General features: G+C 61.7%; 18 protein-coding genes. 16 read left to right on the top strand and 2 right to left on the bottom strand.

Annotation, left to right across the window (positions count from 1 at the left end):
* Nucleotides 1-356: 356 nt before the first annotated feature.
* The 11 genes from BLU52_RS25755 (at nucleotide 357) to BLU52_RS25805 (ending at nucleotide 14,119) form a co-directional block, all read left to right on the top strand.
* Nucleotides 357-1,709 (top strand): TolC family outer membrane protein, encoded by a 1,353-nt coding sequence (locus BLU52_RS25755; protein ID WP_090288083.1) that lies wholly within the window; start codon nucleotides 357-359, stop codon nucleotides 1,707-1,709.
* 33 nt (nucleotides 1,710-1,742) lie between these two features.
* Nucleotides 1,743-3,899: a type I secretion system permease/ATPase gene (locus tag BLU52_RS25760; RefSeq protein WP_090288085.1), complete on the top strand. Its 2,157-nt coding sequence runs from the start codon at nucleotides 1,743-1,745 to the stop codon at nucleotides 3,897-3,899.
* Complete coding sequence (locus BLU52_RS25765) at nucleotides 3,889-5,256, top strand: HlyD family type I secretion periplasmic adaptor subunit (protein ID WP_090288088.1); 1,368 nt, start codon at nucleotides 3,889-3,891, stop codon at nucleotides 5,254-5,256. The genes BLU52_RS25760 and BLU52_RS25765 overlap by 11 nt, the downstream gene beginning before the upstream one ends.
* 335 nt (nucleotides 5,257-5,591) lie before the next feature.
* Nucleotides 5,592-6,488: a TauD/TfdA dioxygenase family protein gene (locus BLU52_RS25770; RefSeq protein WP_090288090.1), complete on the top strand. Its 897-nt coding sequence runs from the start codon at nucleotides 5,592-5,594 to the stop codon at nucleotides 6,486-6,488.
* A 21-nt stretch (nucleotides 6,489-6,509) separates the two neighbouring features.
* The gene (locus BLU52_RS25775; RefSeq protein WP_090288092.1) at nucleotides 6,510-7,370 is read left to right on the top strand and encodes an ABC transporter ATP-binding protein; all 861 of its coding nucleotides are present in this window, start codon (nucleotides 6,510-6,512) and stop codon (nucleotides 7,368-7,370) included.
* A 19-nt stretch (nucleotides 7,371-7,389) separates the two neighbouring features.
* Complete coding sequence (locus BLU52_RS25780; protein ID WP_090288094.1) at nucleotides 7,390-8,256, top strand: ABC transporter permease; 867 nt, start codon at nucleotides 7,390-7,392, stop codon at nucleotides 8,254-8,256.
* A 174-nt stretch (nucleotides 8,257-8,430) separates the two neighbouring features.
* On the top strand, nucleotides 8,431-9,348 hold the full coding sequence (locus BLU52_RS25785) for a LysR family transcriptional regulator (protein WP_090288096.1): 918 nt from the start codon (nucleotides 8,431-8,433) through the stop codon (nucleotides 9,346-9,348).
* A gap of 222 nt (nucleotides 9,349-9,570) precedes the next feature.
* On the top strand, nucleotides 9,571-11,109 hold the full coding sequence (locus BLU52_RS25790; protein WP_090288098.1) for an MFS transporter: 1,539 nt from the start codon (nucleotides 9,571-9,573) through the stop codon (nucleotides 11,107-11,109).
* A 26-nt stretch (nucleotides 11,110-11,135) separates the two neighbouring features.
* On the top strand, nucleotides 11,136-12,203 hold the full coding sequence (locus BLU52_RS25795) for an HlyD family secretion protein (RefSeq protein WP_090288100.1): 1,068 nt from the start codon (nucleotides 11,136-11,138) through the stop codon (nucleotides 12,201-12,203).
* Nucleotides 12,200-13,795 (top strand): efflux transporter outer membrane subunit, encoded by a 1,596-nt coding sequence (locus BLU52_RS25800; protein WP_197677949.1) that lies wholly within the window; start codon nucleotides 12,200-12,202, stop codon nucleotides 13,793-13,795. The genes BLU52_RS25795 and BLU52_RS25800 overlap by 4 nt, the downstream gene beginning before the upstream one ends.
* Nucleotides 13,796-13,873: 78 nt before the next feature.
* Complete coding sequence (locus BLU52_RS25805; protein ID WP_090288102.1) at nucleotides 13,874-14,119, top strand: DUF2789 domain-containing protein; 246 nt, start codon at nucleotides 13,874-13,876, stop codon at nucleotides 14,117-14,119.
* On the opposite strand, the gene BLU52_RS25810 is transcribed toward BLU52_RS25805, so the two are convergent.
* Both BLU52_RS25810 and BLU52_RS25815 read right to left on the bottom strand, forming a co-directional pair.
* The gene (locus BLU52_RS25810) at nucleotides 14,120-14,401 is read right to left on the bottom strand and encodes a type II toxin-antitoxin system RelE/ParE family toxin (RefSeq protein ID WP_090288104.1); all 282 of its coding nucleotides are present in this window, start codon (nucleotides 14,399-14,401) and stop codon (nucleotides 14,120-14,122) included. It abuts the gene before it with no gap.
* Entirely contained in the window at nucleotides 14,398-14,676 is a 279-nt protein-coding gene (locus BLU52_RS25815; RefSeq protein WP_090288106.1) for an antitoxin of toxin-antitoxin stability system, read from the bottom strand. The genes BLU52_RS25810 and BLU52_RS25815 overlap by 4 nt, the downstream gene beginning before the upstream one ends.
* 193 nt (nucleotides 14,677-14,869) lie before the next feature.
* Between BLU52_RS25815 and BLU52_RS25820 the strand changes: the two genes are divergently transcribed.
* Genes BLU52_RS25820 through BLU52_RS25840 form a run of 5 tightly spaced genes read left to right on the top strand, consistent with a single transcriptional unit; the run spans nucleotide 14,870 to nucleotide 19,890 of the window.
* A complete protein-coding gene (locus tag BLU52_RS25820; protein ID WP_090288108.1) occupies nucleotides 14,870-15,298 on the top strand; it encodes a MarR family winged helix-turn-helix transcriptional regulator in 429 nt (142 codons plus the stop codon).
* Nucleotides 15,295-17,358, top strand: coding sequence for an FUSC family protein (locus tag BLU52_RS25825; protein ID WP_090288110.1), 2,064 nt, complete (start codon nucleotides 15,295-15,297; stop codon nucleotides 17,356-17,358). The genes BLU52_RS25820 and BLU52_RS25825 overlap by 4 nt, the downstream gene beginning before the upstream one ends.
* Nucleotides 17,355-17,564, top strand: coding sequence for a DUF1656 domain-containing protein (locus tag BLU52_RS25830; RefSeq protein ID WP_090288112.1), 210 nt, complete (start codon nucleotides 17,355-17,357; stop codon nucleotides 17,562-17,564). The genes BLU52_RS25825 and BLU52_RS25830 overlap by 4 nt, the downstream gene beginning before the upstream one ends.
* Complete coding sequence (locus tag BLU52_RS25835; protein WP_090288114.1) at nucleotides 17,561-18,451, top strand: efflux RND transporter periplasmic adaptor subunit; 891 nt, start codon at nucleotides 17,561-17,563, stop codon at nucleotides 18,449-18,451. Before BLU52_RS25830 ends, BLU52_RS25835 begins: the two co-directional genes overlap by 4 nt.
* Nucleotides 18,448-19,890: an efflux transporter outer membrane subunit gene (locus BLU52_RS25840; protein WP_090288116.1), complete on the top strand. Its 1,443-nt coding sequence runs from the start codon at nucleotides 18,448-18,450 to the stop codon at nucleotides 19,888-19,890. Before BLU52_RS25835 ends, BLU52_RS25840 begins: the two co-directional genes overlap by 4 nt.
* Nucleotides 19,891-19,896 lie beyond the last annotated feature (6 nt).

Genomic DNA, 19,896 nt, shown 5'->3' on the forward strand with positions numbered 1-19,896 from the left:
GACTCTCCGGGGTGTCGCGTTCAGTTGACTTCCATGGACCTGACGGGCGTCGGCGCCACTTCAGTCTGGACGTGTTTCTAGAAAATGGATAACTTGTTGACGCTGTATTTCGTCAATAAATTGGCTATAAATTTTCGCGATTAACTTTATGCCAAACTATTGACCTTATGGGTGCCATCCTAAACAATCGCCCCACTAATGTCACATTGATATTTCCGCGGCGACCTGTCCTTCAGCCTGTCATCCAGTTCCTCTTTTGAACTTTCCGACATACGGTCTTTCGGGTTGCCATCATCCGACGCAGCGCCGCGTTTTTGCTGTGATTCAAGACAAGAAGTTCTGGGAAAATTCCAACCATGCGTTCGCTTTTGCTCCTTGCCGCACCCTTCGCTCTCGCCGCTTCATTCGTACAAGCACAATCCTTACCAGAAGCCATGCAGCAGGCGCTGGATGTCCATCCGGAGGTTCAGGCGGGGGTCAACAGTCGTTTGGCGGCGGATTATCAGTTGAAGGCGGCGAAGGGCGGCTACCTGCCCAAGGTCGATCTGCTGGGCGGTTACGGCCGCGAAGGCACCGACAGCGTGACCACTCGCGCCAACGGCGGCGGCAATCACTGGGAGACGTTGAATCGCAGCGAGTCAAGTTTACGTCTCTCGCAAATGGTTTTTGACGGTTTTGCCACCTCCAACGAGGTTGCGCGTCAACAAGCCAACGTCAGCTCCCGTGCCTACTCGTTGCTCGGCACGTCCGAGCGTACCGCGCTGACTGTCGCTCAGGTTTATCTGGATGTGCTGACTCGCCGCGAATTCGTGCGTCTGGCCGAGGAAAACCTCAAGAGCCACCAGCGCATCTACGACCAGATCCAGTTGCGCACTCAGCGCGGCGTAGGCAGTGGCGCCGACCTCGATCAGGCCGAAGCGCGGATGGCCCAGGCCCGCAACAACCTGATCACCGAGCAGACCAACCTCGCCGACTCGGAAACCAATTTCCTCAGCGCCGTCGGCCAGATGCCCGATCAACTGGAGCGCCCGGCGCCGTTCATGGCAATGATGCCGGCCAACCTCAACGAGGCCCGCGCGCAAATGCTGGAAAACAGCCCGATCCTGCGTTCGGCCGAGTCGGATATCGCCGCTGCCGAGAAGCAGTACGCCACCGCCAAGTCGACGTTCTATCCGCGTTTCGATGCCGAACTGGGCCGCACTGCCGACAACGACCTCGACGGCCAGAACGGTCACAACAATGAATGGCAGGCCATGCTGCGCATGCGCTTCAACCTGTATTCCGGTGGCAGCAACAAGGCTGACCTGGAATCCAAGTCGTACCTGGCCAATCAGGCGCTGGACATCCGCAACAACGCCCTGCGCCAGTTGAACGAAGAGCTCGGCCTGGCCTGGAACGCGCTGAACAACGCCAACGCCCAGGTGCCAATCGCCCAGCAATACGTCGATCACAGCACTTCGGTGCGCACGGCTTACCAGCGCCAGTTCAGCCTCGGCGAACGGACCCTGCTGGATCTGCTCGACAGCGAAAACGAGCTGTTCACCGCGTCGCGGCGTCTGGCGGAAATCAAGAACATTCAGTTATTTACTCAGTACCGAATCAAGGCGACCATGGGCCAATTGCTCAAAAGCCAAGGTGTAGTCGCGCCGTTGGCATCGGTTGTGCAGAACGATGTGAAACCCAAGGTCCAGCTGCCTGGGATGAATTGAGTTATCCCTTTCAACTGTCGAAGAGTGTCGAGCGTGGAATCAGAAGTCAGTCGAGTTCATCTCAGCCATGATCCACGCGCGTTGCATGACGATCCCTTGCTGGACGGTCTGCTCGCCCTTTGCATGCTGCACCAGAAGCCGGCCAGCGCCGCGATGCTGACCACCGGCCTGCCGCTGCCCAAACAACGTCTGAGTGTCGAGTTGCTGCCGCGTGCGGCAGCTCGCGCCGGCCTGCAAGGGCGGGTGCTGCAGCGCAAACTGGAAGAAATCCCGGCGATCGCCATGCCAGCTTTGCTGCTGCTCAAGGACGGCCGCAGTGCCGTGCTGCTCGGCTGGCAGGGCGACAGTGATGCGCGAGTGCTGCTCAGCGAAAGCGATGGCGGCGAGTCGACCGTCAGCCGCGAACTGCTCGCCGACGACTACATCGGCAAAGTCTTCTTCGCTCAGCCGCAACACAAATTCGACGTCAACCACGGCACGCTGATTCCGCGTGCGCGCTCGTGGTTTCGCGACACCCTCAAGCGCTCGCGCTGGCTCTACGCCGATGCGATCGCCGCGAGTTTCCTGATCAACATCATCGCCATGGCCGCGCCGCTGTTCGTGATGAACGTATATGACCGCGTGGTGCCGAACCAGGCCGAAGCGACCCTGTGGGTGCTGGCGCTGGGCATTACCGGCGCGTACATTTTTGACCTGATCCTGAAAAGCCTGCGCAGTCTGTGCCTGGACCTGGCCGGGAAGAAAACCGACCTGATCATCTCGGCGACGTTGTTCGAACGCATCGTCGGCATGGCGATGAAATACCGCCCGGCGCGGGTCGGCAGCTTTGCGCAGAACATCCATGAGTTTCAGAGCCTGCGCGACTTCCTCGCCTCGCTGACCCTGACCAGCCTGATCGATCTGCCGTTCACCATCCTGATCTTTATCGTGATCGCCATTCTCGGCGGGCATCTGGTGTGGATCCCGGTGCTGGCCTTCCCGATCGCCTTGCTGATTGGTTACGCGTTGCAGAAGCCATTGGTCGCGACCATGGAGCGCACCATGGCCCTCGGTGCCGAGCGCCAGTCGAGCCTGATCGAAACCCTCGCCGGCCTCGACGCGGTCAAGGTCAACAACGCCGAAAGCGAGCGCCAGTACCAGTGGGAGCAGACCATCGGCACCCTCAGCCGCCTCGAGTTGCGGGTGAAAATGCTTTCCGGTCTGGCGATGAACATCACCTTGCTGATCCAGCAACTGGCCGGGGTGATCATGATCGTCTTCGGCGTCTACCAGATCATCGCCGGCAACCTGAGTATGGGCGGGCTGATCGCCTGCTACATGCTCAGCGGTCGCGCGCTCAGCCCGCTGGCCTCGCTGTCCGGTCTGCTCACGCGTTATCAGCAGGCGCGGGTGACCATGACCTCGGTCGACCAGATGATGGAGCTGCCGCAGGAACGCAACTTCGAAGAACGCCCGCTGAGCCGCAAGGTGCTGCAAGGCGCCATCGAGTGCCGTCAGCTGAGCTTCACCTACCCGGAACAACAGAACCCGGCGCTGAAGAACATCAACCTGGTGATCCGTCCCGGCGAGAAGATCGGCATCATCGGCCGCAGCGGCTCGGGCAAGAGTTCGCTGGCGAAACTGCTGGTCGGCCTCTATCAACCGGACGACGGCGCGCTGCTGGTCGATGGCGTGGATATTCGCCAGATCGACGTCAGCGAACTGCGCTACAACATCGGCTACGTACCACAAGACATCCAACTGCTGGCCGGCACCTTGCGTGACAATCTGGTGTCCGGCGCACGTTATGTCGAAGACGAACTGGTGCTGCAAGCTGCCGAACTGGCCGGCGTTCACGAATTCGCTCGCCTGCATCCGCAGGGTTACGAGCTGCAAGTCGGCGAGCGTGGGCAGAACCTGTCCGGCGGCCAGCGGCAGAACGTTGCCCTGGCCCGGGCGCTGTTGCTCAATCCGCCGATTCTGCTGATGGACGAGCCGACCAGCGCCATGGACAACACCGGCGAAGAACGGCTCAAGCAACGCCTCGCGGCGGTGATCGAAAACAAGACCGTGGTGCTGGTGACGCACCGGGCCTCGCTGCTATCGCTGGTCGATCGCTTGCTGGTAGTCGATCGCGGGCAGATTCTCGCCGACGGCCCGAAAGCCGCGGTGATGGAAGCGTTGAAGAAGGGGCAGATCAGTGTTGCTTAAGTCTGGTGTCAAGGAATCGATCCGTCGCTACTTCAAGGGTTCTGCTTCGCTGCAGGGCCAGCCGCTGCCGGAGGTCAACAAGGCGCTGATCGAAGACGCCCCGCGCGTCGTGCGCCTGACCATCTGGGCGATCATCGGTTTCTTCGTGTTCCTCATGCTCTGGGCCAACTTCGCGGTGATCGACGAAGTGACCAAGGGCGACGGCAAGGCGATTCCGTCGTCGAAGATCCAGAAGATTCAAAACCTCGAGGGCGGCATCGTCTCGGAGCTGTTCGTCAAGGAAGGGCAAATCGTCGAAGCCGGCGCGCCGCTGATTCGTCTCGACGACACGCGTTTTGCTTCCAACGTTGGCGAAACTGAAGCGGATCGCCTGTCGATGCTGCTGCGCGTCGAGCGCTTAAGCGCGGAAGTCGATGATCGTCCGCTGAATTTCCCCGAGGACGTGCTCAAGGCTGTGCCGGGGCAGGCCAAGAGCGAAGAATCGCTGTACATCAGCCGCCGTCAGCAGTTGCACGACGAAATCGGCGGCTTGCAGGAGCAGTTGATTCAGCGCCAGCAAGAACTGCGCGAGTTCAGCTCCAAGCAGGCGCAATACCGTCAGCAGCTGGGCCTGCAGCGTCAGGAAATCAACATGTCCGAGCCGCTGGTGGCGCAGGGCGCGGTGTCGCCGGTGGAAGTGCTGCGGCTCAAGCGCGCCGAGGTTGAAACCCGTGGTCAGCTCGACGCAACCACGCTGGCCATCCCGCGTGCCGAATCGGCGATCAAGGAAGTGCAACGCAAGATCGACGAAACTCGCGGCAAATTCCGCAGCGAAGCGCTGACCCAGCTCAACGAAGCGCGCACCGACCTGAACAAGGCCCAGGCCACCGGCAAGGCCCTTGAAGACCGCGTCAGCCGCACGCTGGTTACTTCGCCAGTGCGCGGTATCGTCAACAAGTTGCTGGTCAACACCATCGGGGGCGTCATCCAGCCGGGCAGCGACATGGTCGAAATCGTGCCGCTGGATGACACCCTGCTGGTCGAAGCGAAAATTCGTCCGCAGGACATCGCCTTCCTGCATCCGGGTCAGGAAGCGATCGTCAAATTCACTGCCTACGACTACACCATTTATGGCGGGCTCAAGGCGCAGCTCGAGCAGATCGGCGCCGACACCATCACCGATGAAGACAAAAAAACCACCTACTACATGATCAAGGTGCGCACCGAGCGCAGCCATCTGGGCACGGATGAAAAGCCGCTGCTGATCATTCCGGGGATGGTCGCGTCGGTGGACATCATCACGGGCAAGAAGTCGGTGTTGAGCTACCTGCTCAAACCGATCATTCGCGCGCGGGCCGAGGCGTTGCACGAACGCTAAATCTTTATTGGCCTTTCTGGCCTCATCGCGAGCAGGCTCACTCCTGCATTTTGGAATGCGTTCCCCTGTAGGAGTGAGCCTGCTCGCGATGAGGCCAGCGCATTCGCTAAATATCCGTCGGTAAATGACAAAAATGGTCACCCGGCCCCTCACCAATCGCCATATCGTTATTCTCTAACGGTATTTAATTTCCAATTCTTATAGCTATAAAGTCATCCCCCTGCGTACCTGCCGACCAATCGGCGCGCCGCACGACCTGAACCAACACGCAATCCAGCGTGAGTGTCTGATCGACGAGCGCGCCCGTGAGCGCGCCGTGCGTGGGAGATGGAAAGATGTCCGCAGCTACTGCCACCCCGAGCGCCGCGACCGCCGCGCCGCAAACTTTCGAAGTTCGCCCGTTCAGCGGTGCCGTCGGCGCCGAAATCGTTGGCCTCGACCTGAGCCGCCCGGTCAATGACCAGGATTTCGCGCGCATTCATCGCGCGCACCTCGATCACCACGTCGTGGTCTTTCGCGACCAACGGATCACCCCGCAACAGCAGATCGATTTCAGCCGCCGCTTCGGTGTGCTGCAAATCCATGTGCTCAAGCAGTTCCTGCTGGCCAATCACCCGGAAATCCTCATCGTTTCCAATATCATCGAAAACGGCCAGAACATCGGTCTCGGTGACGCTGGCAAGTTCTGGCATTCCGACCTCTCCTATAAAGAGCTGCCGAGCCTCGGTTCGATGCTTCATGCCCAAGAGTTGCCAGAGGAGGGCGGCGATACGCTGTTCGCCGACATGCACAAAGCTTGGGACAACCTGCCTGCCGCGTTGCGTAACGCTGTCGAAGGCCGCTTCGCTGCGCACTCGTACACCGCGCGTTACAGCGAAAGCAAATTCGAGGGCAACTGGCGCCCGACCCTGACCCCGGAACAACTGGCGCAAGTCGCCGAAGTCGTGCATCCGGTGGTGCGCACACACCCGGAAAACGGCCGCAAGGCCCTGTTCGTCAGTGAAGGCTTCACCACGCGCATCGTTGGTCTGCCGGAAGACGAAAGTCAGCAACTGCTGAGTGAGCTCTACGCCCACAGCGTGCTGCCGCAAAACATCTACCGCCATCACTGGCAACCGCATGATCTGGTGTTCTGGGACAACCGCTCGCTGATCCACCTCGCCGCCGGTTGCCCCGCGCACCTGCGCCGCAAGCTGTATCGCACGACCATTCAGGGCGATGCGCCTTTCTGATTCGCGGAGATTGCCAAGACCATGAACGCTCCCTTGCCAGGCCACGCGGCCAGCAACCCGGTCGCCCGCAGCGAAGCGCTGCTGGCGGTCGATAATGTCAGCCTCGAATACCGCACGCCGCAACGCGTGGTGCGCGCCACCCATCAGGTCAGTTTTGAAATCGACCCGGCGGACCGCTACGTGCTGCTCGGCCCGTCCGGCTGCGGCAAGTCGACCTTGCTCAAAGCCGTCGCCGGTTTCATCCAGCCATCCGAAGGCGAGATCCGTTTGCAAGGCCAGCGCGTCGATGCGCCGGGGCCGGACCGGATTGTGGTGTTTCAGGAATTCGATCAACTGCCACCTTGGAAAACCGTCAAACAGAACGTGATGTTTCCGCTGCTGGCCTCGCGAACGTTGAACAAAAAACACGCCGAAGAACGTGCGCTGCACTATCTGGAAAAGGTCGGGCTGGCGGCGTTCGCCGACGCCTATCCACACACCCTGTCCGGCGGCATGAAGGCGCGGGTCGCGATTGCCCGGGCACTGGCGATGCAACCGAAAATCCTCCTGATGGACGAGCCGTTCGCCGCGCTGGACGCGCTGACCCGGCGCAAGATGCAGGAGGAACTGCTGCTGCTCTGGGAGGAGGTGCGTTTTACCTTGCTGTTCGTCACGCATTCGATCGAAGAGGCGCTGGTGGTCGGCAATCGCATTCTGTTGCTGTCACCCCATCCGGGGCGCGTGCGCGCCGAAGTGCATAGCCATCAATACGATCTGCACAGCCTTGGCGGTGTGGCGTTTCAGGAATCGGCGCGGCGCATTCACCGACTGCTGTTCGACGAAGGCCAGCCGCCCGACACCGAACGTGATCACGACTTCAACGACATTCGCATCGCCTATTGAGCGGCAGGAGGACTACCCGATGAGCCATTCATCGTCCGTGCGGGAAGAATTCGAAATCGAGCTCGAGCCGCTGACGGCCGTGCCGGTCGAGCGTGAACTGGCGCTCGGTACGCGGCTGTGGCAACAGGGCTGGCTGCGCAAGAGCCTGATCCTCATCGTGCTGGCGCTGCTGTGGGAAGTGGTCGCGCGAGTCCAGAACAATGACCTGATGCTGCCGAGTTTTCTGCAGACCAGCCGTGCGCTGTTCGACGGCTTGCTCAGCGGTGAGCTGTTGGCCAAGGTATGGATTTCGCTGGTGGTGCTGATCAAGGGTTATCTGATCGGTATCGTCCTCGCTTTTGGCCTGACCACGCTGGCGGTGTCGACGCAGTTGGGCCGCGATCTGCTCAGCACGATGACCTCGATGCTCAATCCACTGCCGGCGATTGCCCTGTTGCCGCTGGCACTGCTGTGGTTCGGCCTGGGGCAGAACAGCCTGATTTTCGTGCTGGTGCATTCGGTGCTCTGGGCCTTGGCGCTGAACACCTATGCCGGCTTCATGGGTGTCTCCGAAACCCTGCGCATGGCCGGGCGCAATTACGGTTTGAAAGGCTTGCGCCTGGTCTTGTTCATCCTGATCCCGGCGGCGTTGCCGTCGATTCTGGCCGGGCTGAAAATCGGCTGGGCGTTTGCCTGGCGCACCCTGATCGCGGCAGAACTGGTGTTCGGCGCCACCAGCGGCAAGGGCGGGCTCGGCTGGTACATCTTCCAGAACCGCAACGAGCTGTACACCGACAAGGTGTTCGCCGGGTTGGCCGTGGTGATCCTGATTGGTTTGCTGGTGGAGAATCTGGTGTTTGATTCGCTGGAGCGGGTAACGGTGAAGCGTTGGGGTATGCAGCGGTAATCTGTGGTGTGACGGCCGGCCTCATCGCGAGCAGGCTCACTCCTACATTTTGGAATGCGTTCCCCTGTAGGAGTGAGCCTGCTCGCGATAGCTTTATCAGCGGCACCGCTTGATCTGAAGGATGTTTGCTAGCATTGCGCCCAGATCAATCCCTATCAGCCAAGAGTGCTCAGCATGCAACTCCCGGACATGAACCTGCTCGTCGCCCTCGACGCTCTGCTCGACGAGGGCAGTGTGGTCGGTGCGGCGCGGCGGATGAATCTCAGCCCGGCGGCGATGAGCCGCACGTTGACGCGCATCCGCGAAGCCATCGGCGATCCGATTCTGGTGCGCGCCGGCCGCGGTCTGGTACCGACACCCAAGGCTCTTGAGCTGCGCGAGCAGGTGCGCGACGTGGTCGAGCAAGCCGCGCTGCTGTTCCGCTCTGCCGACAGCGTGGAACTGGGCACCCTGCGGCGGCGTTTCAGCATTCGCGCCAATGACTTTTTTGTCGGCGTCTATGGCGGCAAGCTCTTCGACACCCTCGACAAACTCGCCCCGCACTGCGAACTGCGCTTCGTCCCGGAAGGTGACGGCGACGACGAGGCGCTGCGCGAAGGACGCATCGACCTGAGCGTCAGCAACACCCGGCCGGTCACGCCTGAAGTGAAAGTGCAGAACCTGTTCTCGACGCATTTTGTCGGTCTGGTGCGCGAGGACCATCCGCTGCTCGATGGCGAAATCACCGCCGAGCGCTACGCCGGGTTCTCTCACATCAGCATGTCGCGCCGGGGCATCGCCCGCGGCCCGATCGATACGGCGCTGAATGCGCTGGGCCTGGAGCGGCGAGTGGCGGTGATTGCGCCGAGTTTCCATGCGGCGATGTTCGCCCTGCCGGATTCCGACCTGATCCTGCCGGTGCCCAAGGAAGCCCTGCTGAGTGTCCGCCGCCTGGGCCTGAAACTGCGCTCGTTCAACCTGCCGATTCCCTTGCCGATGCTGATGCTGACCCAGGCCTGGCACCCGCGCTTCGACAAGGACCCGGCACACCGCTGGCTGCGCGAAACCCTGAAAACCTGCTGCGATGAAACGTGGCTGGCGGCACAGCCCTAGACCTGGAACCGACACAAACCCCCTGCAGGAGTGAGCCTGCTCGCGATAGCGGTGTGTCATTCGACACCTGAATCAACTGACACACCGCTATCGCGAGCAGGCTCACTCCTACAAGTCTCATCGTTGTGTCTGATGCACTTATAACCTGCCAATAAGTCAATTTCCGGCATTGCCAAGCCCCACTAAAATGCTCCGGTATTTTTCTCTCCGGAGTGTGTATTCATGACATCCCTGACGGCTGCGGCACCTGTTGCTGCGGCCAATCCGGCGACGGCGGCCGCGCCACCGGTGTTCGGGGCGCGGATCATCATTGGCCTGGTCGGCGTGCTGCTGGCAGTGCTGGTGTCGGGCCTCAACGAGATGGTGACCAAGGTCGCCCTCGCCGATATTCGCGGCGCGCTGCACATCGGTTACGACGAAGGCACCTGGCTGGTCGCCAGTTACACCGCCACCTCGGTCGCGGCCATGGCGTTCGCGCCGTGGTGCTCGGTGACCTTCTCGCTACGGCGCTTCACCTTGTGCGCGATCAGCCTGTTCACCTTGCTCGGTGTGCTGTGCCCGTTCGCGCCGAATTACGAAAGCCTGCTGCTGATGCGCACTGTGCAGGGGCTGGCGGGCGGCGCCTTGCCGCCCATGTTGATGACCGTCGCCCTGCGTTTCCTGCCAGCGAACATCAAGCTTTACGGACTGGCCGGTTATGCGCTGACCGCGACATTCGGCCCGGGACTGGGCACGCCACTGGCCGGTTTGTGGACCGAGTACGTCGGCTGGCAATGGACCTTCTGGCAAATCGTCGTGCCGTGCCTGATCGCCATGGCGGCGGTGGCCTATGGCATTCCGCAGGATCCGCTGCGCCTCGAACGCCTGAAAACCTTCAACTGGAAAGGTTTGCTGCTGGGGTTTCCGGCGATTTGCATGCTGGTCATCGGCCTGCTGCAAGGCAATCGCCTGGACTGGTTCGAATCGAATCTGATCTGCGCCTTGCTCGGCGCCGGCTCGCTGTTGCTGGTGGCGTTTCTGATCAACGAGTGGTCGCAGCCGATTCCGTTTTTCAAATTGCAGATGCTCGGCATTCGCAACCTGTCGTTCGCTTTGATGACGCTGGCCGGTGTACTGGTGGTTTTGCTCGCCGTGGTGCTGATCCCATCGAGTTATCTGGCCCAGGTGCAAGGTTATCGCCCGGTGCAGACCGCACCGATCATGCTGATCGCAGCCTTGCCGCAGTTGCTCGCACTGCCGCTGGTGGCGGCGCTGTGCAATCTGCGCTGGGTCGATTGCCGCTGGGTCTTGGGGATCGGTTTGAGCCTGCTGGCGCTGTCGTGCCTGGGCGGGTCGCACCTGACTTCGGCGTGGATTCGCGATGATTTCTACGTATTGCAGTGGTTGCAGATTCTCGGCCAGCCGATGGCGGTGCTGCCGCTGCTGATGCTGTCCACCGGCAGCATTACCCCGCTCGACGGGCCGTTCGCCTCGGCGTGGTTCAACACCGTCAAAGGGCTCTCGGCGGTGATCGCCACCGGGGTGATCGAGGCGCTGACCACCTCGCGCCTGCATTTTCATTCGAGCATGTTGGTCGACAGCCTTGGCAATTCGCCGCTGGCCGATCACCGCGATCCGGGGCTCGCCCATCGCCTGCACGAACAGGCGGTGGTGCTGACGTCCTCGGATCTTTACATCTGCATGGCAGGCGTCGCGCTGGCGCTGATTCTGCTGATTTTCTGGCTGCCGACGCGGATCTATCCGCCGCGCGCACCGACTTGATCGCTGCACTGAAACAGAAGGTTTTTATGACGACTCAAGCAAAGCAAAAACTCGCGGTGGCCGTTGCCGCTGCGCTGGCTGTCGGTGTGCTGGTGTACCTGGCGCTGCCCGGCCTGTTTGGTAAGCGGACCGAGCAAAGCACTAACGATGCGTTTGTCTCGGCGGACTACACGCTGGTGGTGCCACGTGTCGCCGGGTTCATCAAGCAAGTGCTGGTCGAGGACAACCAGCAAGTGAAGGCCGGGCAACTGCTGGCGCTGATCGATGACCGCGATCTGCGTGCCGCGGCAGAGGCGGCGGACGCGCAAACCCTGGTTGCACGGGCACAGCTGCAAAATGCCCAGGCGACGCTGGAGCGCCAGACCTCGCTGATCGCCCAGGCTCAGGCATCTGTGGTATCGGCCAAGGCTGAGATGGCTTTCGCCCAGCAGGAACTCAATCGCTACAACCACCTCGCCGGTGTCGGTGCCGGCACGGTGCAGAATGCGCAACAGGCGCGTACGCGGATCGATCAGGCCTCGGCGCGGCTCGACACGGCGACGGCGAAACTGGCTGCCGAGCGCAAGCAAGTGGAAATCCTCACGGCGCAACGGGACGCCGCCGAAGGCAGTCTGAAACACGCGCAAGCGGCGCTGGAAATCGCTAGTTTCAACCTCTCCTACACGCGCATCACCGCGCCGCAGGACGGCATGATCGGCGAGCGCGCGGTGCGTGTCGGTGCCTATGTGTCGCCGGGCAGCAAACTGTTGGCGGTGGTGCCGTTGCAGCAGGCCTATGTAGTAGCGAATTTTCAGGAAACCCAGCTGACCGATGTGCAGCCGGGGCAGGACGTGCAGGTGCGCGTCGACAGCCTTGGTGGTGAAACGTTAAGCGGCCGCGTCGAAAGTATCGCACCAGCAACCGGTGTGACATTTGCCGCGGTGAAGCCGGACAACGCCACCGGTAACTTCACCAAAGTCGTGCAGCGGATTCCGGTGAAGATTGTGCTGGAGCCGGGCCAGCCCTTGGCCGAACGGTTGCGGGTGGGGATGTCGGTGGAGGCGAGCATTCATACCGCGGATATGAAGACCGATCGCGAGGTGGTACAGCGATGACCGGTGTTGAATTGACTGGCCTCATCGCTGGCAAGCCAGCTCCCACAGGGCCCATGGGCAGCCCTGAAAAATCTGGACAGCCTGCACAATCCCTGCGGGAGCTGGCTTGCCAGCGATGGGGTCAGTGGCAGCGAATCACTTCAAGTGCCTTGCTCACCCTGTGCCTCAGCGCCTGCACCGTCGGCCCCGATCTCCAGAGACCCGAAGCCACGCCAATCGCCGACTGGGCCAAACCCGCCAAATCCGCCCCCAGCCAGGCCGTCAGCGAACCGCTCAACGAGCGCTGGTGGGAGGTCTTCAACGACGCGCAGCTTTCGGCACTCACCCAGCGTGCCGTGCGCAGCAACCTCGACCTGCAACTGGCCAGCAGTCGTCTGCAACAAAGCCGGGCCGCCCGTCAGGTGATCACTGCTGAGCGTTACCCGAACACCGCTGCCAGCGGCAGCTATGGACGCAAGCGCAACAGTGGCGAAGGCCTCAACGATCCTTCCGGGCATAACGGCAATTCGGCCTTCAACCTGTGGGATGCCGGTTTCTCTGCGTCCTGGGAGCTGGATTTCTGGGGCCGCGTGCGCCGTGAAACCGAAGCCGCCGACGCCAACCTGCAAGTCGCCGAAAACGACCGCCGTGGCGTCTTGCTGACCGTGCTGGCCGACACCGCGCAAAACTACATCCAGTTGCGCGGCGTGCAGAACACCCGTGCCGTCACCGAACAGAACCTCGACGTCGCCCGCCACAGCCTCAAGCTTTCGCAACTGCGTCTGGCCGACGGCGTGGCGACCGATCTGGACGTGGCCGAAGCCGCCGCGCAAGTCGCCGCCATCGAAGCGCGTCTGCCGGCGCTGGAGCAGCGCCAGGCGCAATTGATCAACGCGATCAGCCTGTTGATGGGCGAGCCGCCGCAGGCCTTGGCCAGAGAGTTATCCACAGACGCAGCGGTGCCGCAGCCGCCGCTACAAGTGGCGATCGGCTTGCCGTCGCAACTGGCCGAACGACGCCCCGACATCCGCCAGGCCGAAGCACGTCTACATGCGGCCACCGCCACTGTCGGCGTGGCCAAGGGCGATTTCTACCCACGCATCACCTTGTCCGGCAACCTTGGCTCGCAAGCCATGCAACTCAGCCATTTCGGCTCATGGGGCTCGCGCGCGTTCGGCATTGGCCCGCAATTCAGCCTGCCGCTGTTCGACGGCGGGCGCCTGCGCGGCATGCTGCAGCTGCGCGAAGCGCAACAACAAGAGGCAGCCATCGCTTACCAGCAAACCGTGCTGCGCGCCTGGCATGAAATCGACGATCAGCTCACCGCGTACAACGCCAGCCAGCGCCGCCGCGACAGCCTCGCCGAAGCCGTGCGCCAGAACCAGATCGCCCTGCGCACCGCGCAGCAACAGTACGTCGAAGGCGTGTCCGACTTCGTCAACGTCCTCACCGTGCAGAGCGCCTTGCTGGCGACCCAGGAACAGTGGGTCGAAAGCTCCACCGGCGTCTCGCTGGCGATGGTTGGCTTGTACAAGGCGCTAGGCGGCGGATGGCAGTCGGTGTATCCGGCGCAGCCGATGGCTTCGGCCTCGCCGGACGTCGCAAAGCCCTGAACCCACAGCGCCAGCTATGCTCAACTCCACTGGATCAAGCGGTTCAACGCCGCGCCTGAATGCCAGAGGAGTTGCAGCATGGAAAATCCACAACACAGCCTCCCGGCCCTGTTCAAACAGCTCGGTCTGGCTGACGACCCGGTCAGCATCGACCAATTCATTGCCAGCCATTCCCCGCTCAAGCCGGAATTGCATTTGGCCGATGCGTTTTTCTGGTCGGAAAGTCAGGCGCAGTTCTTGCGCGACGAGATTCTGGAGGATGCGGATTGGGCGGAGGTGGTGGATCAGTTGGATGTGATGTTGCGTAAGGGGCGTGAGGGGTGATTACTTCGGCTGAGGCCAAGCTCGTGTCGTATGAACCAGCGCCATGATATAGACGGCGTCGCGCTCCGTTTGATAGACAAGACGGTAACTTGGATGTGGAATCACCTCCCGTGTACCGGCAATGATGCCGGCACGGCCAATTAGCGGGTTGTCAGAAAGGCGATGTACCGCTTCGCTGAAGCGCAAATCCATTTCGATGGCCGCTCTTGGATTGGCGGCCTGCAAATAATCCCAAATGTCTGCACGATCCTGTGCGGCGGCTGGCGTCCATATAATCCTCATAGGCGATCTTCCGCCTGCCTGCGTTTGGCAGCGAACGCTGCTTCTACATCTTCGTTGCTCAGTCCGTTCCCCGAACGCATGGATTCCCGAGCGATTTCAACCTTGCGTTGTAAAAAGGCTTCGTATTCACGTGCCTCTCGTTGGGTTTGTACGTACTGACGCATCATGTCTCGCATAATTTGCGAGGCTGGCCGATGTGCCGCCTCTGCTTCCGCCATGAATTCTTCTCGGAGCTCCGGCTCTAGCTTCATTGTGAAAACGGCTTGTTTTGACATGTCAATCTCCTAAGACTAGTAATGACAACGTATATACCTTGTCATCACTTAATTGGCATTCTTTGTTTGATTACGGCGACCAGCGGGGAGATTTGTTTCAAAACTTGACTGAATTTCCACTCCAATGCGATATTGATAGTTAGCAAACTAACAGTGTCCGTTTCCCGTGTCCGATTCCCTCGACAATCTCCAGATGAACATCAGCAGCGCCATGGTGGTGGCCGCGCGGCATTGGCGGAAGATCTGCCAGACCACGCTGGTGAACTATGGAATTTCCGAAGCCTGCGCCGTTCCATTGTTGATGATCGGGCGTCTTGGCGAAGGTGTGCGCCAGGTTCAGGTGGCTCAGGCCGCCGGAATGGAGAGCCCATCGCTGGTGCGCTTGCTCGATCAGCTGTGTCATTCCGGTTACGTCTGCCGGACCGAGGATGCTCAGGATCGCCGCGCCAAATGCTTGAGCCTGACCGACCGCGGTCGCGAGCTGGTGCAAGCGGTGGAGGTCGAGCTGGTGCGCTTGCGCCACGAGGTGCTCGAAGGCATCGATCGGGACGATCTGGAAGCTACGCTTCGGGTACTCAGGGCTTTTGAGGCGGCCAGTCCGCCTGTGGTGGTCAATTCTTGAACGGTTTTTTCACTGGCATTCCGCCGGCCCGTGACTGGTTCTACGGGGTCCGTACCTTTGCAGCGTCGATGATTGCGCTGTACATCGCCCTGCTCATGCAAATGCCGCGTCCGTATTGGGCGATGGCCACGGTGTATATCGTTTCCAGCCCGTTTCTCGGCCCGACCAGTTCCAAGGCGTTGTACCGCGCGATCGGCACGTTCCTCGGTGCTACAGCGGCGGTGCTGTTTGTGCCGATGTTCGTGCAGAGCCCGTATGTGCTGGTGGTGGTGATCGCCTTGTGGACCGGGATCCTGCTGTTCATGTCCCTGCACCTGCGCACCGCCAACAGTTACGCGTTGATGCTCGCCGGTTACACCCTGCCGCTGATCGCCCTGCCGGTGGTTGATAACCCGCTGGCGGTATGGGATGTGGCCGAGGCGCGGACCGAAGAGATTTTTCTCGGCATCGCCGTCGCCGCGGTGGTCGGGGCGATGTTCTGGCCACGTCGCCTGGCACCGGTGTTCAACGATGCGGTGGGCAAATGGTTCGCCGACGCCACCACCTACAGCCAGAAGTTTCTCAGCCGTGATGTGCAGCCCGAAGAAGTCACAGCTTTGCGCATGGCCATGGTCGCCAATTTCAACAGCCTCGAACTGATGATCGGCCAGTTGCCTCACGAAGGCGCGCGTCCGCAGACCGTGCGCAACACCAAGGAGCTGCGCGGCCGGATGATCCACCTGCTGCCCGTGATCGATGCGCTGGAAGATTCGCTGTATGCCCTTGAGCGGCGCACCCCGGAACTGGTCGAACAATGCCAGCCGCTGTTGACGGCGACCCGTGAATGGCTGAGCCACGCAGATGCCAATCTCGACCGCTGGCAAGCGCTGAAAGATCAGCTCGAAGCTTTACAGCCGAGCGCTGCGGCGCTGGAAGATCGCAAACAAGTGCTGTTCTCCAACGCGCTGTATCGCCTCGGTGAATTTATCGATCTGTGGCAGGACTGTCGCAGTCTGCAGGACGCGATTTTGTGCGAACGCCAAGACAGCTGGCGCGCGGTGTATCGCCACTGGCGCCTCGGCCGGTTGACGCCGTTTATCGATCGCGGGTTGATGCTGTATTCGGCGGCTTCGACGATTCTGGCGATCATCGTCGCTTCAGTGTTGTGGATCCTGCTCGGCTGGCCGGACGGCGGCAGTGCGGTGATTCTCGCGGCGGTCGCGTGCAGTTTCTTCGCCTCGATGGATGACCCGGCACCTCAGATCTACCGGTTCTTTTTCTGGACCGGCATGTCGGTGCTGTTCGCCAGCCTTTATCTGTTTTTGATCCTGCCCAACCTGCATGACTTTCCGATGCTGGTGCTGGCGTTTTCGGTGCCGTTCATCTGCGTCGGTACGCTGACCGTACAGCCGCGTTTCTACCTCGGGATGCTGCTGACACTGGTCAACACCTCGTCGTTCATCAGCATTCAAGGCGCTTACGATGCCGACTTTTTCGCCTTCGTGAACTCCAATCTGGCAGGGCCGATTGGCCTGCTGTTCGCTTTCATCTGGACGCTGGTGGCGCGGCCGTTCGGCGCGGAACTGGCGGCCAAGCGTCTGACTCGGTTCAGCTGGAAGGACATCGTGCGCATGACCGAGCCGGCCAACCTCGCCGAGCACCGGCAACTGGGCGTGCAACTGCTTGATCGGCTCATGCAGCATTTGCCGCGTCTGGCCCTGACAGGGCAAGACACCGGGATTGCGATGCGTGAAGTGCGCGTGGGGCTGAATATGCTCGATTTGCTGGCCTACACCCCGCGGGTGAGCGGTGCGCCAAAGGCCTTGCTGCAGCAAGTGGTCAGCGAGGTCGGCGAGTATTTCCGCGCCTGCCTCAAGGCTGGCGAACGCCTGCCAGCGCCGAGCGGCCTGCTGATGACCCTCGACCGTACCCGCCGCGCGCTCAGTGGCCAGGGCGACGATGCAACCCGCCTGCACTTGCTGCACGCCTTGAGCGGTTTGCGTCTGGCTTTGCTGCCGGGCGTCGAATTCGTCTCCAGCGCCGAGCCCGAAGAACCGCTGCCCGATGGAGCGCCCCTATGATCGGTGACCTGGACATCAGCGGCATTTTCCTGCCGACGCTGCTGGTTTTGATGGGCATCACTTACGTGTTGTTTTTGCTGGTGCATGGCATGCTGCAACGCCTTCACTTTTACCGTCTGGTCTGGCACCGGGCATTGTTCAACGTGGCGCTCTATGCCGTGCTGCTGTACGGCGTGGACTCACTCAGTCGATACCTGATGACATGAAAAAACCGTTTCTGACTATTGGTCGCGTGGTCCTGACCCTGCTGATCGTGACGTTCGCCGTGGTCCTCGTCTGGCGCATGGTGATGTATTACATGTTTGCGCCGTGGACCCGCGATGGCCACATCCGCGCCGACATCATCCAGATTGCCCCGGACGTGTCCGGGCTGATCCAGCAGGTGGAAGTGAAGGACAACCAGCTGATCAAGCGGGGGCAGGTGTTGTTCAGCATCGACCAGGACCGTTTCAAACTGGCCCTGCGCCAGGCCAGGGCTGCTGTCGCCGATCGCGAAGAAACCCTCGCCCAGGCGCAGCGTGAAGCCAGGCGTAACCGTGGCCTGGGCAACCTGGTGCCCGCCGAGCAACTGGAAGAAAGCCAGTCGCGCGTAGCCCGTGCGCAATCGGCGCTGGCCGAGGCGTTGGTGGCGGTGGACAGCGCGCAGCTCAACCTCGACCGTTCGGTGATCCGCAGCCCGGTCGACGGTTACGTCAACGACCGCGCGCCGCGTCCGCAGGAATTCGTCACCGCCGGGCGGCCGGTGTTGTCGGTGGTCGACAGCAACTCCTTCCACATCGACGGCTACTTCGAAGAAACCAAACTCGACGGCATTCACGTTGGTCAGTCGGTGGATATCCGCGTGATCGGCGACCGCGCCAGACTGCGCGGCCACGTCGAAAGCATCGTTGCCGGCATCGAAGATCGCGACCGCACCAGCGGCAGCAACCTGTTGCCCAACGTCAACCCGGCGTTCAGCTGGGTGCGCCTGGCGCAGCGGATTCCGGTGCGTATCGCCTTTGATGAGGTGCCGGCAGATTTCCGCATGATCGCCGGACGCACGGCCACGGTGTCGATCATTGAGGATGATCAACAGCGGGAGCCTGCGCAATGAGCAGGGCGCTGATCATCGCCGGGCTCGGCCTGATGTTGTCGGCGTGTCAGGTGGTCGGGCCGGATTATCAGGTGCCTGACGACGCGGCGATTCAGCGCAAGGATATTCAGGGCGAACTGACGGTGGCCGGCAAACCGGTGGTCTCGGCGCCGGTGCCGGCGGACTGGTGGCGGCTGTACCAGGATGCGCGTCTGGATCAGCTGGTGCAGCAGGCCATGGCCTCCAACACCGATTTGCGCGTGGCGGCAGCCAATCTGCAGCGCGCGCGGGCGCAGGTCGATGAGGCCGAAGCGGCGGGCGGCTGGAGCGGCGGAGTGAAAATGGGCGCCCAGCGGTTGCAGGAATCCGGGCAGGCGTTTCTGCTGCCGGAGAAAGTGCCGGTGGCCAACATTGCCGATATCGGCATCAGCGCCTCGTACCAGTTCGATCTGTGGGGCACGCTGCAACGCGGCATCGAAGCAGCAAAAGCCAATGCCGACGCGACGCAGGCCGCCGCCGATACCGCGCGCATCACATTGGTTGCCGACGTTGTGCGCGCCTACACCCAAATCTGTGCCGCCAACGAAGAGCGCGAGATCGCTCAGCATTCCCTCGACCTGCAATCGCAAAGCACGTCGTTGATCCAGCGTTTGCGGGACGCCGGGCGTGGCGACGAAACCCAGGTCACCCGTTCGCAAACCCAATTCAAGTCCCTGCGCGCCGACATGCCGCGCTACGAAGCGGCGCGTCAGGCCGGTTTGTTCCGTCTGTCGATGCTGCTGGCCAAACCGGTCGATCAACTCCCGGCGGGCACCGCCAGTTGCGCCGAGCTGCCGAAAATCGCTCAGTTGCTGCCAGTCGGTGACGGCGCCGCATTGCTCAAGCGGCGCCCGGATATCCGTCAGGCTGAACGGCGACTGGCCGGGGCCACGGCCGGGATCGGCATCGCCACCGGTGAGTTGTACCCGGACATCAGCATCGGCGCGACCATCGGCACGGTCGGCATCATCGATGACCTCGGTGATCCGTCGACCAACCGCTGGGGCTTCGGCCCGTCGCTGAACTGGAAAGTGCCGACCAACGGCGCTCGCGCGCGCATCCGCGAAGCCGAGGCCAACACCCAGGGTGCGCTGGCGCATTTCGATGGCGTGGTGCTCAACGCTATCCGCGAAACCCAGACCGGCCTGGCCCAGTACAGCGCGCTGCTGCAACGCCGCGACGCCTTGGCCGAGGCCGAGCAGTCGGCAAAACTGGCCGCCGAGCAGACGCACCGCTTTTTCCAGGCCGGCCGCGAGTCGTTCCTCGCCGACCTGCAAGCGACCCGCACCTACACCGATGTCACCGCGCAACTGGCCGCCGCCAACACGCAAGTTGCCATGAGCCAGATCGATTTGTTCCTCGCCCTGGGCGGTGGCTGGGAAAGCGGACGAACGCACGCTCCAAGACCCGGCAAACCCTGAGGTCAT

This window comes from Pseudomonas granadensis, assembly GCF_900105485.1.
GTDB lineage: Bacteria > Pseudomonadota > Gammaproteobacteria > Pseudomonadales > Pseudomonadaceae > Aquipseudomonas > Aquipseudomonas granadensis.

Bases quoted from the DNA above. Each gene is read 5' to 3' on its own strand.
- BLU52_RS25790 (WP_090288098.1), top strand. From the start codon at position 9,571: ATGACATCCCTGACGGCTGCGGCACCTGTTGCTGCGGCCAATCCGGCG.
- BLU52_RS25835 (WP_090288114.1), top strand. From the start codon at position 17,561: ATGAAAAAACCGTTTCTGACTATTGGTCGCGTGGTCCTGACCCTGCTG.
- BLU52_RS25800 (WP_197677949.1), top strand. From the start codon at position 12,200: ATGACCGGTGTTGAATTGACTGGCCTCATCGCTGGCAAGCCAGCTCCC.
- BLU52_RS25815 (WP_090288106.1), bottom strand. From the start codon at position 14,676: ATGTCAAAACAAGCCGTTTTCACAATGAAGCTAGAGCCGGAGCTCCGA.
- BLU52_RS25820 (WP_090288108.1), top strand. From the start codon at position 14,870: ATGAACATCAGCAGCGCCATGGTGGTGGCCGCGCGGCATTGGCGGAAG.
- BLU52_RS25795 (WP_090288100.1), top strand. From the start codon at position 11,136: ATGACGACTCAAGCAAAGCAAAAACTCGCGGTGGCCGTTGCCGCTGCG.
- BLU52_RS25805 (WP_090288102.1), top strand. From the start codon at position 13,874: ATGGAAAATCCACAACACAGCCTCCCGGCCCTGTTCAAACAGCTCGGT.
- BLU52_RS25755 (WP_090288083.1), top strand. From the start codon at position 357: ATGCGTTCGCTTTTGCTCCTTGCCGCACCCTTCGCTCTCGCCGCTTCA.
- BLU52_RS25810 (WP_090288104.1), bottom strand. From the start codon at position 14,401: ATGAGGATTATATGGACGCCAGCCGCCGCACAGGATCGTGCAGACATT.
- BLU52_RS25785 (WP_090288096.1), top strand. From the start codon at position 8,431: ATGCAACTCCCGGACATGAACCTGCTCGTCGCCCTCGACGCTCTGCTC.
- BLU52_RS25775 (WP_090288092.1), top strand. From the start codon at position 6,510: ATGAACGCTCCCTTGCCAGGCCACGCGGCCAGCAACCCGGTCGCCCGC.
- BLU52_RS25840 (WP_090288116.1), top strand. From the start codon at position 18,448: ATGAGCAGGGCGCTGATCATCGCCGGGCTCGGCCTGATGTTGTCGGCG.
- BLU52_RS25780 (WP_090288094.1), top strand. From the start codon at position 7,390: ATGAGCCATTCATCGTCCGTGCGGGAAGAATTCGAAATCGAGCTCGAG.
- BLU52_RS25830 (WP_090288112.1), top strand. From the start codon at position 17,355: ATGATCGGTGACCTGGACATCAGCGGCATTTTCCTGCCGACGCTGCTG.
- BLU52_RS25770 (WP_090288090.1), top strand. From the start codon at position 5,592: ATGTCCGCAGCTACTGCCACCCCGAGCGCCGCGACCGCCGCGCCGCAA.